11 protein-coding genes are annotated in these 16,854 nt (G+C 70.2%); 7 read left to right on the top strand and 4 right to left on the bottom strand.

Annotated elements, in window-relative coordinates:
- Positions 1-97 precede the first annotated feature (97 nt).
- Entirely contained in the window at positions 98-1,126 is a 1,029-nt protein-coding gene (locus OHN74_RS04705) for a LacI family DNA-binding transcriptional regulator (RefSeq protein ID WP_327693252.1), read from the bottom strand.
- A gap of 218 nt (positions 1,127-1,344) precedes the next feature.
- Here OHN74_RS04705 and OHN74_RS04700 point away from each other — a divergent pair, with 218 nt between their 5' ends.
- The 5 genes from OHN74_RS04700 (at position 1,345) to OHN74_RS04680 (ending at position 8,796) form a co-directional block, all read left to right on the top strand.
- Positions 1,345-2,679 (top strand): ABC transporter substrate-binding protein, encoded by a 1,335-nt coding sequence (locus tag OHN74_RS04700; protein ID WP_327693251.1) that lies wholly within the window; start codon positions 1,345-1,347, stop codon positions 2,677-2,679.
- 124 nt (positions 2,680-2,803) lie between these two features.
- A complete protein-coding gene (locus tag OHN74_RS04695) occupies positions 2,804-3,766 on the top strand; it encodes a carbohydrate ABC transporter permease (RefSeq protein WP_327693250.1) in 963 nt (320 codons plus the stop codon).
- Positions 3,767-3,797: 31 nt separating this feature from the next.
- Positions 3,798-4,619 carry a carbohydrate ABC transporter permease gene (locus tag OHN74_RS04690; RefSeq protein WP_327693249.1) on the top strand — a complete coding sequence of 274 codons (822 nt, stop codon included), beginning with the start codon at positions 3,798-3,800 and terminating at the stop codon, positions 4,617-4,619.
- A gap of 25 nt (positions 4,620-4,644) precedes the next feature.
- Positions 4,645-6,597: a glycoside hydrolase family 127 protein gene (locus tag OHN74_RS04685; RefSeq protein WP_327693248.1), complete on the top strand. Its 1,953-nt coding sequence runs from the start codon at positions 4,645-4,647 to the stop codon at positions 6,595-6,597.
- A 51-nt stretch (positions 6,598-6,648) separates the two neighbouring features.
- Positions 6,649-8,796 carry a beta-L-arabinofuranosidase domain-containing protein gene (locus OHN74_RS04680; RefSeq protein WP_327693247.1) on the top strand — a complete coding sequence of 716 codons (2,148 nt, stop codon included), beginning with the start codon at positions 6,649-6,651 and terminating at the stop codon, positions 8,794-8,796.
- A gap of 53 nt (positions 8,797-8,849) precedes the next feature.
- Here OHN74_RS04680 and OHN74_RS04675 read toward each other — a convergent pair whose 3' ends face one another.
- Positions 8,850-12,053, bottom strand: a complete 3,204-nt coding sequence (locus OHN74_RS04675; RefSeq protein WP_327693246.1) for a glycoside hydrolase — start codon at positions 12,051-12,053, stop codon at positions 8,850-8,852.
- Between the two features lie 242 nt (positions 12,054-12,295).
- On the opposite strand from OHN74_RS04675, the gene OHN74_RS04670 reads away from it, so the two are divergent.
- Positions 12,296-12,910 carry a hypothetical protein gene (locus OHN74_RS04670; protein ID WP_327693245.1) on the top strand — a complete coding sequence of 205 codons (615 nt, stop codon included), beginning with the start codon at positions 12,296-12,298 and terminating at the stop codon, positions 12,908-12,910.
- 107 nt (positions 12,911-13,017) lie between these two features.
- Positions 13,018-14,751, top strand: coding sequence for a hypothetical protein (locus OHN74_RS04665; RefSeq protein ID WP_327693244.1), 1,734 nt, complete (start codon positions 13,018-13,020; stop codon positions 14,749-14,751).
- An 82-nt stretch (positions 14,752-14,833) separates the two neighbouring features.
- Here OHN74_RS04665 and OHN74_RS04660 read toward each other — a convergent pair whose 3' ends face one another.
- Positions 14,834-15,475, bottom strand: coding sequence for a cutinase family protein (locus OHN74_RS04660; protein WP_327693243.1), 642 nt, complete (start codon positions 15,473-15,475; stop codon positions 14,834-14,836).
- A gap of 82 nt (positions 15,476-15,557) precedes the next feature.
- Positions 15,558-16,790 carry a PucR family transcriptional regulator gene (locus tag OHN74_RS04655; RefSeq protein ID WP_327693242.1) on the bottom strand — a complete coding sequence of 411 codons (1,233 nt, stop codon included), beginning with the start codon at positions 16,788-16,790 and terminating at the stop codon, positions 15,558-15,560.
- Between the last annotated feature and the right edge of the window lie 64 nt (positions 16,791-16,854).

Genomic DNA, 16,854 nt, shown 5'->3' with positions numbered 1-16,854 from the left:
AGACCTGAAAGGTTTTCGCAACGTAGGAGCGAGCTGATGAGGTGTCAAGAGGGTTGGATGAGACCCGAGTTCGCCGAGTGGGAGGGGATCGCCCGGTTCAGGACAGCGGTGCCGTCGAGCCCCTGATCACCACTCGGCAGGGCAGCGCCTCCGTGCCCGAGCGCCGCACCCCGCCGATCGCGCTGAACAGGGCGTGCGCCGCCGCCCGGCCGACCTCTTCCAGGTTCAGGTCGACGCTGGTCAGCGGCGGCCGTGCGCCGGAGGTCAGGACATGCCAGTCGTCGAAGCCCATGACCGACACGTCCTCCGGCACCCGCCGGCCGCGCTCGCGCAGTACGTCCATGACGCCACGCGCGATCTGGTCGTTGCCGCACAGCACCCCGTCGACCTCCGGATGCCGGTCGAGCAGCAGCGCGGTGGCCGCCCGCCCCCAGCCCTCCGACCAGGCGCCGAACCGAGGTTCCTCGACCGGTACGAGACCGGCGTCGGCGAGCGCGCCCAGGGCCCCCTCGGAGCGCTCCCGCGCCGCGAGGTACCCGGGGTCGCCGGTGATGTGCGCGATCCGGCTGCGACCGCATGCCAGCAGGTGGGACACGGCGATCCGGCCGGCGTCGACGCTGTCGGGGACGATGGACAGATCGGCCGGATCGTCCGACGGCGCGTACGCGTAGACCACCGGGACCGGAAGCTCACGGCCCAGGGACGGACGTGGATCTGTCCGGCTGCCAACCACGATCAGACCGTCGACCCGACGGCCCAGCAGCGCCCGGACATGGTGCTGTTCGCGAATCGCGTCCCCTCGGGCGTCACAGAGGAACACGGCGACCTCGCCCGCCCCGAAGGCGTCCTCGGCGCCCATCAGGATCGGGATGCTGAACCGGCCCTCCAGGTCGCTGGTGAGCAGGCCGACCGTGCCCGTGCGCCCGGCGAGCAGCCCGCGGGCCAGCTGGTTGGGGCGGAACGACAGCCGCTCGGCAGCGTCGACGACCCGCTGCCGGGTCTCGGCGCGCACCTGACTGCGGCCGTTGAGAGCCTTGGACGCGGTGGCGATGGACACACCCGCCAGGCGGGCCACATCGCTGAGCGTGGCGGGCTGCGCACGAGAGGGGCCGGTGGCCTGTGCCATGGGTGAACTCCTTCTCTCGTCCTGCGTGCGTAAACCGTACGCGAGTTGTTTCGGCCGAGGCGTGTCACACGCACTTTCACAGGTTTCGGCAGCCGCCATGTAAGGGTCGCCGACTTCCCTTCTGTGCAAGGGGATTGACGGGCCATGAGCCGGGTCCCTACTTTCAGAAAGCCTTTTCGGCTTCTTTCCGGCGCAGAACCCACACGAGGGGGATCGTTATGGGGAGCACGACCGGACCACGTGGACACGGACGTGGACGCCTGAGCAGACTCGCCACCGGCGCCGTCGCGCTTCTCGCCGCCGCGAGCCTGGTCACGGCCTGCGGCTCGGGGGACGACGGCTCGAACGGCGGAGGGGGAGGCGGCGGGGGAGCGGCAGGTGCCACGGGTACGGACGACGGCGCCACGCTCACGATGTGGACCCGGGCGGCGACCCGGCCGCAGAGCGAGGCCCTGGTCAAGGCGTACAACGCGGGTCACAAGAACCGGATCGAACTGACCGTCATCCCCACCGACGACTACCAGGCCAAGGTGGGCGCGGCGGCCGGATCCAAGGACCTGCCCGACCTCTTCGCGTCCGACGTGGTGTTCGTCCCGAACTACACCTCCAGCGGGCTCTTCGCCGACCTCACCGAGCGCATCGACGGCCTGCCCTTCGCCGACAGCCTCGCCCAGTCGCACATCAAGGCGGGCACGTACGAGGACCGGAAGTACGTCGTCCCGCACACCCTCGACCTGTCGGTGCTCTTCTACAACAAGGATCTCTACCGGCAGGCGAAGCTGGACCCGGAGAAGCCGCCCACCACGCTCGCCGAGTGGGACCAGCAGGCCCGCGCCGTGGACGCCCTCGGCGGGGGCGTCCACGGCACCTTCTTCGGCGGCAACTGCGGGGGCTGCGGTGTCTTCACCTGGTGGCCGTCCATCTGGGCGGCGGGGGAGGACGTGCTGAACGCGGAGGGCACCGAGGCGACTCTTGCCTCCGCCACGGCCAAGAAGGTCTACGACACCTACCGGGGCTGGGTCGAGGACGACATCGTCGCCCCCGGCGCCCGCGACGAGACCGGCGCCACCTGGACCGGCGTCTTCCCGAAGGGGAAGGTCGGCGTCATGCCGATGCCCTCGACCACCCTGGGCCTGATGCCCAAGGACCTGGACCTCGGCGTCGCCCCCATCCCCGGACCCGACGGCGGCAAGTCCACCTTCGTCGGCGGCGACGCCATCGGCATCTCCGCCACCAGCAGGTCGGCCGACCAGGCCTGGAACTTCCTCGCCTGGTCCCTGGGTGACCAGGCACAGGTCGACGTGGTCGCCGCCCACAAGGACGTGGTGGCGCGCGCCGATCTCGCGTCCAACAAGTACTCCGACGCGGACCCACGGCTGGTGACCATCAACCAACTGGTGGCGGACGGCAGGACCCCGTACGCCCTGAAGTTCGGCCAGACCTTCAACGACCCCAACGGCCCCTGGCTGAGCCTGATGCGCGACGCCGCCTTCGGCGACGGGGCGGACGTGGACAAGGACAACGACGCGGTGAGTGCCTCGCTGGCGGACTGAGTGCGAGCCGCGGGCGCGTGGGGGCTGGTCGCGCAGTTCCCCGCGCCCCTGAAAGACGGGGCTGCGCCCCTGCCTTTCAGCGGCACAGCCAGCCCACGTCCACGTCGCACGGCAAAGGAGAGCCATGCAGGTGAAGGCGGCCGACCCGACGGCGGCCGAATCCCGGACCCGGCCGGAACACCGGGTCCCCCCGCTTCGTACCGCCGCACCCCGATGGAGGTCCCGCAAGGTACAGGGCCTCGCCTACGCCGCCCCCACGGCAGTGTTCGTCACCGTCTTCTTCCTGCTGCCGCTGCTGCTCGTCGGCCAGATGTCCCTCAGCGACTGGCCGCTCCTGGCCGGCGACCGGGGGATCAACGCTCCCGAGAACTACACCGACGCCACCGACACCACCCTGTTCTGGCCGGCGGTCCGCTTCACGCTCCTCTACACCGTGATCGTCACGGTCGTCCTCCTCGGCCTCGCCCTCCTCCTCGCCCTGCTGGTGCAGGAGTCCCGGCCGGCCGCGGGCTTCTTCCGCACCGTCTACTTCCTGCCCAGCGCCCTCGGACTCGCCTCCGCGTCGCTCCTCTTCTGGGGCCTGTACAGCCCGTCCACCGGACCCCTCAGCCGTATCCTCGAAAACCTGGGCCTGGTCGACGACCCGGTGTCCTTCCTCGGCACCCCGACCTCCGCCCTTCTCTCGACGGTGTTCCTCATCGTCTGGAAGTTCGCCGGGTTCTACATGCTGATCCTTCTCGTGGGCCTTCAGCGCATCCCCCACGAGGTGTTCGAGGCGGCCCGGATGGACGGCGCGAGCCGGGGCCAGATCTTCCGCTCCATCACGCTGCCGCTGTTGCGTCCGTCCCTCGCGCTGACACTGCTGCTCTGCGTGACCGGATCGCTGCTCGCCTTCGACCAGTTCTTCGTCCTCACCAAGGGGGGACCGGACAACAGCACGGTCACCGTCGTCCAGTTGATCTACCGGGAGGCCTTCCAGCGGATGAACCTCGGTACGGCGGCGGCCCTTTCGGTGATCGTGCTCGGCGTGCTGCTCCTGCTCAACGCCCTCCAGTTCCGCGGCCTGCGCCGCGCCGACGAGTCATGAGAACCCGAACACCACTGGAAGGGAGACCACGGTGCTGACCCGCGCCCTCGGCCGTACGCCCTACTACGTCGTCGCCGGAGGGCTGGCCGTCATCTTCCTCTTCCCCCTGGTGTGGAACGCCTGGGCCTCGGTCAGCGGCCAGCCCGGGACCGCACAGGAGTCCGGCTACGGCCTCGGCAACTACCGGACGCTCCTCGACTACGACGCGGGCCTGTGGCAGTACTTCCTCAACAGCACCGTCGTCTCCGTGCTCACCGTCGCCCTGACCCTCGGAGTGTCCCTGCTGGGCGGTTACGCGTTCGCCCGCTTCGACTTCCCCGGCAAGAACCTGCTGTTCCTGCTCACCCTGGCCATCCTCATGGTCCCGTACGCCACCCTGCTCATCCCCCTCTACGTCCTCCTAGGCCGGCTGCACCTCCAGAACTCACTCGTCGGACTGAGCCTGGTCCTGGCGATGTTCCAACTGCCGTTCGCCACCTTCATGATGCGGATCTCCTTCGAGGCGGTACCGCGTGAACTGGAGGAGTCGGCGCTCGTCGACGGCTGCGGCACGTCGGGCGCACTGCGCCGGGTGCTGCTGCCCGCCGTACGACCGGGGTTGATCACCGTCGGCCTGTTCGCGTTCCTCGCGGCCTGGAACGACTTCATCGCCCCGCTGATCCTCATCTCCGACAGCGAGAAGGCACCTCTGCCGCTGGCCGTGGCGAACCTGCGCCAGCAGAGCATGGGCGCCGTCGACTACGGCGCCACCGAAGCCGGTGTGGTGGTCCTCGCCGTGCCCTGTCTCCTCCTCTTCCTGCTGCTGCAACGGCACTACGTACGAGGCTTCATGTCGGGCGCGCTGAAGGGCTGACCAACCGGATGAAAGGCATCAATTGGTGAGCGATAACCGAGAGTTGTCGACCGTGCTGCCCGTGGCGCCGACCCGGGGACGACTGCGTCCACTGGGTCTGGACGAGGTGAGGATCACCGGCGGCTTCTGGGCCCGGCGCCGGGAGGTCAACGCCACCGCCACCCTCGCCCACTGCCGTGACTGGATGGAACGCGTCGGCTGGACCGGCAACTTCCGGGCCGTCGCCGAGGGCCGTGTCCAACAGGACCGGCGGGGACGGGAGTTCGCGGACTCCGAGATCTACAAGCTCCTCGAAGCGATGGCCTGGCAGTCCGGTACCGGCACCGGTGGCAGCACCGACGCCGCGCTCGACCGGGACATCGCGGCGCTCACCGAGGCCGTCGCGTCCGCCCAGGAACCCGACGGCTACCTGAACACCGCCTTCGGCCACCCCGGACAGCAGCCCCGCTACAGCGACCTCGAATGGGGTCACGAACTGTACTGCTACGGGCACCTGATCCAGGCGGGCGTCGCCCAGGCCCGCGCCCAGGGCGAGGGCGAGTTGACGAAGATCGCCCGACGCGCCGCCGACCACATCTGCGCCACCTTCGGCCGGGGCGGCATCGAGCGCGTCTGCGGCCACGCGGAGATCGAGACGGCCCTCGTGGAACTGGCCCGCCTGACGGGCGAGGAGCGCTACCTCGACCAGGCGGCCGTGTTCATCGGCCGCCGGGGCCACGGCACCCTCGCCGACGGCGAGTTCGGCCGCGTCTACCACCAGGACGACCTGCCGGTGAGGGAGGCCACGGTGTTGCGCGGCCACGCCGTCCGCGCCCTCTATCTCGCGTCCGGCGCGGTCGACGTGGCGGTGGAGACCGGGGACGAGGAGCTGCTCGCGGCGGTCGGGCGGCAATGGGAGGCGGCGGTCGCCCGGCGCACCTATCTGACCGGTGGCATGGGCTCCCACCACCGCGACGAGGCCTTCGGCGACGACTTCGTCCTCCCGCCCGACCGCGCCTACTCGGAGACCTGTGCCGGCGTCGCCTCCGTACAGCTCAGCTGGCGGCTGCTCCTGGCCACCGGCGACCCGCGCTACGCCGACCTGGCCGAGCGAACCCTGTTCAACGTGGTCGCCACCTCCCCGTCCGAGGACGGCCGGTCCTTCTTCTACGCCAACACCCTCCACCGACGACACCAGGGCCCGGTGCCCGCCGCCGACGCCGTGAGCCCGCGCGCCGAATCGAGCCTGCGTGCCCCCTGGTTCGCGGTGTCCTGCTGCCCGACGAACGTGGCACGCACCCTGGCCCAGCTCCCCGCCCACCTGGCCACGGCCGACGACCAGGGCATCCAGCTCCACCAGTACGCCGACGCGGAGATCGCCACGACCCTCACCGGCGGCCACGACATCGCCCTGAGCGTCCGCACCGACTACCCGTCCGGCGGAAACGTGACGGTGCGGATCGACCGCTCGGCCCCGGCCCGCCCCTGGATCCTGTCGCTGCGCGTGCCCGCGTGGACGGAGGGTGCCACGGCCTACCTGATCGAGCCGGACGGGACCTGCCGTACGGTCGATCCGGGGACGGCCGAGGTCACCCGGCTCTTCCTGCCAGGCGACGAGATTCGGCTCGAACTGCCCGTGGCGCCACGGTGGATCGCGCCGGACCCGCGCATCGACGCCGTACGCGGCACGGTCGCCGTCCAGCGCGGCCCGCTCGTGTACTGCGCGGAGTCCGTGGACCTGCCGGGCGGACGTGAGGTCGACGCCGTACGGGTGGATCCGTCCGCCGAGCCGGAGGATGGGCCGGACGGCAGTGTGGTCGCGCCGGGCGAACTCGTCGAACAGGATGTTCCCGGCGACACCGCATGGCCGTACCGGCCACTCGACCGAACCGGCGATTCCGCCTCCGAGCGCACGGGAATCGTCCTCGTCCCCTACAACTCCTGGGCGAACCGCGGCCCTTCGACGATGCGCGTGTGGCTGCCGACCACCGAGACGTAGCACCGGAGAACCGCAGTCCAGGCCCGCCGAACCCCACGATCGGAGCCCGAGATGACCCAACCCCCCAGCCGCAGAGGCCTGTTGGGGCTCGCCGCCGCGAGTGTGGCCGCCGCGCCGCTCACATACGCGATACCGGCGGCGCAGGCGGCCCCGGCCCTCCCCGCGTCAGCCACGGCCCTCCCCGTGCCCGCCCCGTCCACCTGGTCCGTACGGCCCTTCCCTCTGGACCAAGTCGTCCTGGGCGACAGCGTGTTCCGCCGCAAGCGCGACCTGATGCTGGAGTTCGCCAGGTCCTACCCGGCGGACCGCATCCTGGCCGTCTTCCGTGCCAACGCGGGGCTCGACACCCGCGGTGCGCAGCCTCCCGGCGGCTGGGAGACCGCGGACGGCAACCTGCGCGGCCACTTCGGCGGTCACTTCCTCACCCTCGTCGCGCAGGCGTACGCAGACACCCGCGAGGCCGCGCTGAAGACCAAGCTCGACTACCTGGTCACCGCGCTCGGGGAGTGCCAACAGGCCCTGGCGGACCACGGATCGCCGCGACCCAGCCATCCCGGGTTCCTGGCCGCGTACCCGGAGACGCAGTTCATCCTGCTGGAGAGCTACACGACGTACCCCACCATCTGGGCGCCCTACTACACCTGCCACAAGATCATGCGCGGCCTCCTCGACGCCCACACCCTGACCGGCAACCAGCAGGCCCTGACCATCGCCTCGACGATGGGCGACTGGGTGCACAGCAGGCTCAGTCGGCTGCCCCAGGCGCAGTTGGACCGCATGTGGTCGATCTACATCGCGGGTGAGTACGGCGGCATGAACGAGGTGCTGGCCGACCTGTACGCCCTCACCGGCAGGGCGGAACACCTCGCCGCCGCCCGCTGCTTCGACAACACCGCGCTGCTGGACGCCTGCGCGGCCAACCGCGACATCCTCGACGGCAGGCACGCCAACCAGCACATCCCCCAGTTCACCGGCTACACAAGGCTGTTCGACCACACGGGGACGACGAAGTACGCCACCGCCGCCCGCAACTTCTGGGGCATGGTCGTGGGCCCCCGGACATACAGTCTGGGCGGCACCGGGCAGGGTGAGATCTTCCGGGCACGGAACGCGATAGCGGCGACCCTCGCCGACAACAACGCCGAGACCTGCGCGACGTACAACATGCTGAAGCTGAGCCGGCAGCTGTTCTTCCACACCCCCGACCCCGCCTACATGGACTACTACGAGCGAGGGTTGACCAACCACATCCTCGCCTCCCGCCGGGACGCCCGCAGCACGACCAGCCCGGAGGTCACCTACTTCGTCGGCATGGGTCCGGGAGTCGTGCGCGGGTACGACAACACCGGTACCTGCTGCGGCGGTACCGGGATGGAGAACCACACCAAGTACCAGGACTCGGTGTACTTCCGGTCCGCCGACGGCAACGCGCTGTACGTCAACCTCTACCTCGCCTCCACCCTGCGCTGGCCGGAGCGGGGCCTCGTCATCGACCAGTCGAGCGACTACCCGGCCGAGGGCGTGCGCACCCTGACGTTCCGCGAGGGCGGCGGCAGCCTCGACCTGAAACTCCGGGTGCCGTCCTGGGCCACGGGAGGCTTCACCGTCACGGTCAACGGGGTTCCGCAGTCGGCCGGGGCCGTTCCCGGCAGCTACCTCACCCTGAGCAGGAACTGGCAGCCCGGTGACCGGATCACCGTCTCCGCCCCGTATCGACTGCGTGTCGAACGGGCCCTGGACGACCCCACGGTCCAGTCGCTGTTCCACGGCCCGGTCCTGTTGGTCGCCCGGAGCCAGACCACGACCTTCCGGACCTTCTCCTTCTACAAGGACTTCACGCTGCAGGGCGACCTCGCCGCCTCGGTCAGACCCGAGGGCCGCCCGCTGCACTTCACCACGCACGGTCTGACCCTGGCCCCGTTCCACATCGCGGACACGGCCCGCTACCACGCCTACTTCAAGCGCTCCGAGCCCGTCGTCGTGTTCGGCACTGCCACCTCCGGCGTACCGAACCGTGCCCGTACGGACGGACTGACCTTCCTCGACGTGCTCTGGGCGCGGGCTCCCTTCGCCTCTCAGGGAGCCTTCCTGGACGCGGTCCGGGCCGTCGCCGACACCTGGCTCTCCCAGGGCCTGTTCAGCCGGGCCGAGCGGGACGCGGTCGTCGCCGCGTCCGTCCGGGCGAACCTCAGGCGCTGACGGCCGGAGGGAGGGGAACCGGGCAGCGGTTCCCCTCCCTCCGGAGCGTGCCGTCAGCGCCGTACGAGTGCGATCCGGTACGTCGTCGTCCGCGTCCCGTCCTCACCGGTCACCGTGACGACGGCCTGTGTCCGGCCGTGCTCGTGGACCTTCTCGACGGTGACGTCCGCATAGGGGTCGCGAGCCGTCGCCGTGACCTCGGCCCGCGCCGGATCGCCGGTCCTGACCCGGTAGTCGGTCGTCCCCGGGTCGAAGGACGCGACCGGCACGCCGGCCACCTCGATCGACGCGGCTGCCGAGTCCGAGGAGACGCCGGGCGACTTGGCGTAGACCTCAAGCTCGCTCATGGTGAGGTAACCGCCCTGACGTGCCGTCATGACCACCCGCACCCCGGCCGCGGGCCCCGCCGTCAGCGGTACGTCGATCACCGGCGTGCCCTCGGTCCCGACCGGGACGGCGGCGCTCGCGTCGGTCCATGTGTCGCTGCCGGGCGCCCGCACCTGCACCTTGAGGCTCTGCGGGAAGGACGCGCTGGACCCGTCCCGGTAGAAGTGCGCGACGACCCTGCTCAGGTCGCGGGCCTTCGGCAGCGTGTACGTGATGGTGTCGGAGGGGTTCTTGGTGTTCCCCGACTTCCAGTTCGACCATGCCTTCTCGGTCAGGTCGCCGTTGCGCAGCTTCTCCGCGGAGTACCCGCTCTCGGTGAACGTGGCGGCGACGGAGACGTCCGGGTCGGGCGCGATGTTCGCCGTCACCGGTGCGGTGACCTGGACTCGGACGGTCGCGTCGGCCGTGGTGCCGCCGACGATCCGGGCGACGCCGTGCAGGGTGACGGCCCCGGTCGCGTCGTACGCCCCCTCGGGCGCCGGATCCCAGGTGACCGGAAGGTCGGTCCGGCCGCCATGCGCACCGACGCCGACGACCGTGGCCGGCAGCTCCGGGTGCCCGCCCACGTACGTCTTGGCGCGGCCGGGCAGGGTCGAGGCGATCGTGTCGACGGTGACGACAGCCTTCGCGGGGATCGTGCGCCCGAGCGCGTCGGTCGCCTCACCCTGGACCCGCACGGTCCCGGGCTTGCGCCAGGCCCGGTCCGACGGCAGGTCCCACACGACGGGGAGGGCGCCCCTGGCACCGTCCCGGAACACCGGCGTCACCGTTGTCGGCAGCTCGGGCCGCAGCCCGGGGACCGTGAACGTCGTCGCGGGCTCCGTGCGCAGCACCGTCTCGTCGGGCACCGACCAGCGCTGGTTCGACGCCGAGGTCGGTGTGTACGTCGACACCTTCGCGCCGTCCGTCGAGGACTGACCGGTGACGTCGAGCAGGCGGCCGGTGGCGGCGTTGACGAACGTCCAGGTGCCGTCTCCGGTGGTCGACAGGATCCACTGGGCGCCGCTGTCGGGCTCACCGGCAGCCGGGTCCGGGTTCTCCAGTACGGCCACGTTGTCACGCACGGCGAGCCGCTTGCCGTTGGTGGCGCTGGTGAGGGCGTAGCGTTCGCGGTTCTCGGTGCCGGGCGTCAACTGGCGTACGGACCAGAGCTGTTGGGGGTTGGTGGCATCGGTCGTGCGGATGACGACACCGGTGCCGTCGTCCGAGGGAGCCAGCGACTTGCCGCTCTGGGAGCCCTGGAGCCGGTAGACGTGCCCGGGCTGGACCAGGGCGGCGTCCTTCGCCACTCCGCTGACACCCGTGACCAGGAAGGTCGTGACCGACTTCGCCGGGACGGTGAGCGTCGCCGACCGGTCGGTCACCCGCACCGGAGTGCCCCGTACGAGCGCGCCGTCGGCGCTCGTCACCACGGGTGTCACGGACGCCTTCCGCGAGACCTTGCCGAAGCGCGAGAGATCGAGGGTCACGGAACGCGCGGACGTGCCGCTGTTCACGTGCACCGCCGTCGCCGCACGGCCGGACGCCTTCACGGCGGCGACGGTGGACGCGTCGTCGGTCTTCACGAAGTGGTCGCCGGGGCGGATGTAGTGCGTGAAGTTGCGGATGGTGTGGAACTTGGAGTTGGCCTTGATCGGGCAGGTCTCCAGAGTGTCCGTCGCGGTGCAGTTGAACGGGACGTGGATGCTGCCCCAGTTCTTGCCGGCCGCCGCCTGCGGGATCGAGTCCTCGATCGGCTGCCAGAACACCCAGGCGGAGGGCTCCAGTTCACGCATGTCGTCGACCATCCGGGTGGCGATGCCGAGCCCCGGTTCCATGCTCGTGAAGTCGGACCCGGTACCCCAGGTGCCCTCGACCTCGCTCATCCACAGCTTCCGGTCGGCGCCCTTGGCGATGTCCCGGGCGCTGGTGCGCATTCCGGTGCCGTAGGTGTGCACGTTGAGCTGGTCGACGGCGGCCCGGGCCTCGGCGCCGTACGCGTTCCAGTTCTGGGTGAAGATGCTCGGGTTGGTCTCGTCCATCGCCGAGATCGCGGCGTCGGTCCTCGCTCCGGCAAGTGCCTTGTCGAGGGCCAGGATGACCTTCTGCTGGAGCGCCGGCCCGGCGTGAGCGCCTTCCTGACGGCCGCCCGTGGGCTGACCGTTCGCGCCCAACTGGGTACCCCAGTAGTTGGTGTTGGGCTCGTTCAGCGGATCGATGGTGTCGAACTTGATGCCGTGCCGCTTCTCCATCTCCTCGGTCACCCGCACCAGATAGGCGGCGAACTCGTCGACACGGTCGGCGCGGATCTGGTCCGCGTTCGAGTCGAAGCCCCCGGAGACGTACCCGCTGACCGTCTGGAACCAGGGCGGCGAGTTGCTGAACGCCTCCCAGGTGGTCACCTTGTCCTTGATCTGGTCCACCCACCAGCGCTGGTTCGCGTCGGCGTCCCAGTTCCAGTCGTCCGGGTCGTTCGGGTTCCACCAGTCCATGTCCTTCTGGGTGGTGCCCGCGGGGGCCTTCCAGAAGCCCTCCATGGTCGCGCCGGCCTTCATGTAGTCGGTGCGGACGCCCGGGGCGTTGCCGCCGCCGATGTTGTAGCGCGCGATGTTGAGATCGAGCCCGTCCTTGCCGAACAGCATGTCCACCAGCCGTCTTCGGACGGGCTCCGGATAGCCGCCCGTCGCGTTGGCGAACCAGACGAGACTCGTTCCCCAGCCCTCGAACTCCTGCTGCTGGTACGACGGATCGATCCGCACGGTGACGGTGCTCGTCGCCGCCGCCGCTTCCGCGCTCGCCGCGGGCTGTGGGACCAGGAGGCCCGCGCCGAGTACCAGGGGGACCGTCGGGGCCAGGGCCCGGGCGAAGCGATGGCGGTGCCGAGAGGACACGGCACTCCCTTCCACAACAAGGAGGCGAACAGAACCGAACAGAAGGAATCGAGCTGACGGCATGCTTGATGACAAAAATGAACACGTCAAGATGGTGTGCAAGGTCCGTTGTGATGGAGGGACTTGGTGCACTTCGTTGACGTGCTCGAAACATCTGGCTAGCCTCCGGGCAACCTGGGAAAGCGCTTTCAGGACGCCGTCGTCCCCCAACGCGACGGCTCATCCCCCCCACAGGAGCCCCCATGAGTTCACAGCGAGCCCCTTGGCGAAATAAGGCGGTCGTGGCCGCCCTGGCAGCCGCGATGCTGGCAGGACCCGGCATCGCACAAGCAGCCCCGCAGACCGCCCCGGCGGCCGGGGAACGGGCCGCGGCGGCCACCATCACCTGGTCCCTGGTCCGCGCGAGCAACCCGACTGCGGACCAGCAGAGCGCATACAACCTCATCACCGCGGCCATGAACGCCGCCGTGTCCCGCTACAACAACCTCAGCGACCTCGGGAAGACCATCACCGTCCGCTACGAGCCCGGAGTTCCCACCGCCGACGGCAGCCTCAACGGGACCATCCGCTTCGGCAGCAACCGCAGTTACATGACCGAGCGGACCGCGCTGCACGAGATCGCCCACACCATAGGCGTGGGCACCAGCTCGGGCTGGTCCTCGCTGGGCGGCAGCGGCACCTGGACCGGCTCGCAAGCCACGGCACTGGTAAGGCAGTTCGACGGCTCCGGCGCCAAACTGTCCACCGGCGGCGGCCACTTCTGGCCCTACGGCCTGAACTACGAGAGTGAGTGGTCCGGCACGGCCGCAGACCGCCACGTCCGGATCGTCGCGGCAATGAAGAACGACGGGCTGTAGGCAGGAGGAGAAGGCCGGTTGGTGCCTGATGACAAAGGCACCACCGGGAGCTGCGTTCTTGTGAGCACCGCCTGATCGCGTGGTCCGCGCGGTCCTACGGTCGCGCCATGGATACGAGTCGCAGCAGAGGGAAGTCCGCCAAGAGGGTGAGCGGTACCGCGCTCGCGGTGCTGCTCACCACCGGGACGCTCACCGTGGTGGCCCCGGAGGCGCACGGCGAGAGCACGCGCACCGAGGCGACCGTGGCGTCGTCGAGCACGGCGGTCGCCGGGGTGACCGAGACGGTGGTCCGGGTGAAGGCACCGCTGCCGGCGTCCTTCGGGGCCCGTCCGGCGGCGTGCGACTGGCTGTCGTACCTGCGCTACCGCTCCTCCGAAGGGCCCACGAAGTCGGCCGACGCCGACCGGATCCTCGTCGCCCAGCCGGGCATCCTGGAAGGCGCCGGTGCATTCGACAGCGTCGCCCGCAACACCGTGGCGCGTGCCGCCGAACGGGGCCTGCACATCGAGTTCTGGGCCCTGGACCGGCGGTCCAACTGCATGGAGGACCACACCGGGATCGACTCCGGCGACCAGCACGCGGCCGTCGACTACTACTACCGGGGCAAGCAGGTCGCGGGCCGTACGTTCGCCGGGTTCGTCGGCAACGACAAGCTCGGGTGGATGGCGAAGCTCGGCATCGAGCAGACCGTCCGCGACCAATACACCCTGCTCACCGCCGAGTTGCCCGACCAGGGCGTGCGTGAGCGGAAGGTGCTGTGCGGTGGCCACTCCCTGGGCGGCGTGATCACCGGGTACTTCGCGGTCGCCGACTTCGACGGCAACCCCGCCACCACCGCCGACGCCGGACACCGCCAGTGCGCGGGCTACTTCGCCCTCGACACCACCGTCTCCACCTCGCTGGCCGACCTGAGCGGCAGCATCCCCGACGACACCAACCTGCCCGACATCGGCCTCGGTTACGGCGTCGTGCAGGCCGGGCTCGACAGCGGACTGCTGCCGCGCTCACTGTCCGCGCCGGTCCTGCTCAACGCCGAGACGATGACCCTGCTGGCCATCGCCGGCCTCGGCGCGATACAGGACCCGGACGGCGAGGCCGACCTGCCCTCCTATCTGCCCGCCAACCTCAACATCGAGGCGACGAACCGCTTCCTGTTCGCCAAGGACGCCGCCGCCTTCCTCACGGGCTCCCCGGCCGTGAAGGACTTCCGGCTCACCAACGAGACGGTCCTCGGCGCGCTGCTGGACGACAACTCCGTACCGCTGGCGTTCCTGCAGAGCAGTGTGGGGTTCTTCGACGGCGGGCCGATCGTGGACAAGAGCTTCCCCGTCGCCAACGGCGGCGAGGAGCAGCCGGGGTTGTTCGGCACCGCGTACAAGGCGATCCCGGACCGGCCGCACGGGCCGCTCTACACCTGGCGGAACTACGACCGGGTCGGCGATCCGGACGACCCCGGGTACCGGTCGGCGGACGGGACGCCGTTCACCGGCGCGGGCAAGGAGGTCACCGACATCCAGGAACTGGCCCGCAGTCTCGCCGAGCAGCCGCTCGACTTCACCGAACAGTACTTCCCGACCAAGCTGATCAGCGACCTCGAACTGGCCACCTCCCCGCAGGTGAAGCGGCTCATCGTGCACCCGGAAGGGCTCACGGCCGACCCGACGCTCACCGTCCTCGCGGGCGACGGACTGCTGGCGGGCCGCGTCCCCACCGACCTCGATCCCGTGGTCGCCGACGGCTATCAGCACCTCGACGTGCTGACGGCGGCACCCACGCAGAACAACGGCCGTCCGGAACCCGTCTCCACGAGCCTCACGGAGTTCGCCAGGGATCCCCAATAGCTTCCTCCCATGGAAGAAGGGCCCGGGAGGATTTCCTCCCGGGCCCTTTCCCGTGTCCCGTACGGCTGTCGGCTCAGTCGGCTCAGACCTTGCCCGCCGCGAAGTCGGCCGCCGCGCCGGCGTTCGCGGTGTAGCCGAGGTGGGCCAGCACGTCGCCCCCGCCGTTCTCACAGATGGGGTCGCCCTTGGCGCAGAAGTCGATGGTGCGGCTCTGGTAGGTGCCGGTGACGCTCTTGCCGATGGCCCGGATCGGGTTGCCGAACAGCAGCACCGCGGCGACCCTCCCCTCCAGCGCGGCGGGAATGGTGGCCACGATCGGGCTGCCGACCACCGCACCGGCACTGCTGATTCCGATGGAGTTGTCGACGACGTTCGCGCCCTGCGAATAGCCGACGAGCACGAAACGCTGGTTCGGGCACTCGGAAGCCTGGCTCCTGACGTGGTTCACCAGATCCGAGTTGCCCTGCGCGGCCGACGTGAGAGAAAGGTCGGCTGGATAGTTCACCTTGTAGCTGGACAGGCTTTTGCCCGTCAGTTTCCGTTGGAGCGCGGAAAACACCGGGTCGCCGACGATCGCGCCGAGCGTGCCCGGCTCGAACGTGCCGCGAGCTGCGACGACGTCAATATCGGTACAGGCGGCGGCGGTGGCGGCGGGTGCCGAGAGGGTGGTCAGTCCGGCCCCGCCGACGAGTGCGAGCGCGGCGAGACAGAAGCGGATACGCATGGGGGATCCTTTGAGGGTGGGGCGCGGTCAAGCGCCTATGAGAAAGGACGTCCCGAACGTATTCGCGTTGACGCACCGGAGGTTATGGACGGGAATTCAGGAATTCCTCGTTCTTTTGTGCAGACGTGAGTGCCAGGATCAGATCCAGGCGGCCGTCGGGGTCGTGCAGTGCCTCGCCGAAGACCTTCTCCAGCTGGCGCAGGCGATAGCGGACCGTCTGCGGGTGGATGTGCAGCCGGGCGGCGACATCGGGCACGTTGCTGCCGCTGAGCAGCCACGCGAGCAGTGTCTCCGCGAGCCTGCCGCGCTGCTGCTCCGAGACCGCGTCGAGGGGAGCGAGAGCGCGTACCCGGACCAGGTCGAGCATGGGTTCGTCGCTGTGCAGCAGCAGCATCGACAGATGGTCGGCGCAGCGCACCACCCCCTGCCGGGGGAGTATCCCGCGCCCCATCAACCCGAGGGCCCGGGTGGCCCAGCGCAGCGACCGGGCGGCCTCGGTGAGCGGGACCGACGGCCCGATCGCCGCCGGCCGCCCCCGCAGGGCGAGCGCGAACGCCCGGCCGCCGAAGCCGCCCGAGCCGTCCGGGTCGGGCATCAGCATCCGTGGCGGCCGGGACTCCATGTCCACCAGCGCCCCGGCAGCCGCCAACGGCCGCTCCTCGTCCCGCTGGTCCGGCGAGGCGGCGAGGACGACGACCGCGACATAGGGCGGCACGGACCAGCGGGCACCGTGAGCCAGGTCCCGCACCGCCTCCGGGGTCGGCTGCTCGCCCAGCAACAGGGCGAGCAGCCGACCCCGGCGCCTTTCCAGCTCGTCCGTGCTGCGCAGCTGCCCCTCCGCGTAGCCCGCCGCCGCGGCCTCGGCGACCTCGTGCACGGTCCGGAACGCCAGCTCGCCCAGCCCGGCCATGACAGCGGAGTCCAGCCCGAGCTCCTCCGTCGTACGGCCCAGCAGCCGCCAGGCGTGCAACCCTCCGACCCGCAGCGCGGACTGGAGGGTTTCGAGGCTGTGGCCCTCCACCGCCTCGCCGCGCCCCAGCTCGTGGTAGATCGCGGTGATCGAGTCTCCCCGGGCGCCCGGGTCGGCGATGTGGTCGACGAACAGGGTGAGCGCCTGCACGACCCCCGATCTGAGGAGTGCGCGATGCGTTTCGTCGGCCGACCGGACGGCGTACTCCGGGACCTGCCTGCGTACCTCCTCCTCCACCTCGTCGGCGACGGCTTCCAACTGGTCGCGCAGCAGTCTGGCCAGTTCGGGCGGTACAGGGGTGGCTCCGGGGCCGTCGGGTGCGCCGTGCGGGGCGGGGGTCGCCACGGAGGGCCCTCCTTTCACCCGGAAGCGGCTCACCCGTGGGCTGGTGCCCGTGGGGTGAGGGACG

Source organism: Streptomyces sp. NBC_00459 (assembly GCF_036013955.1).
Classification (GTDB): domain Bacteria; phylum Actinomycetota; class Actinomycetes; order Streptomycetales; family Streptomycetaceae; genus Streptomyces.
This window is presented reverse-complemented; position numbering and strand designations above follow the sequence as displayed.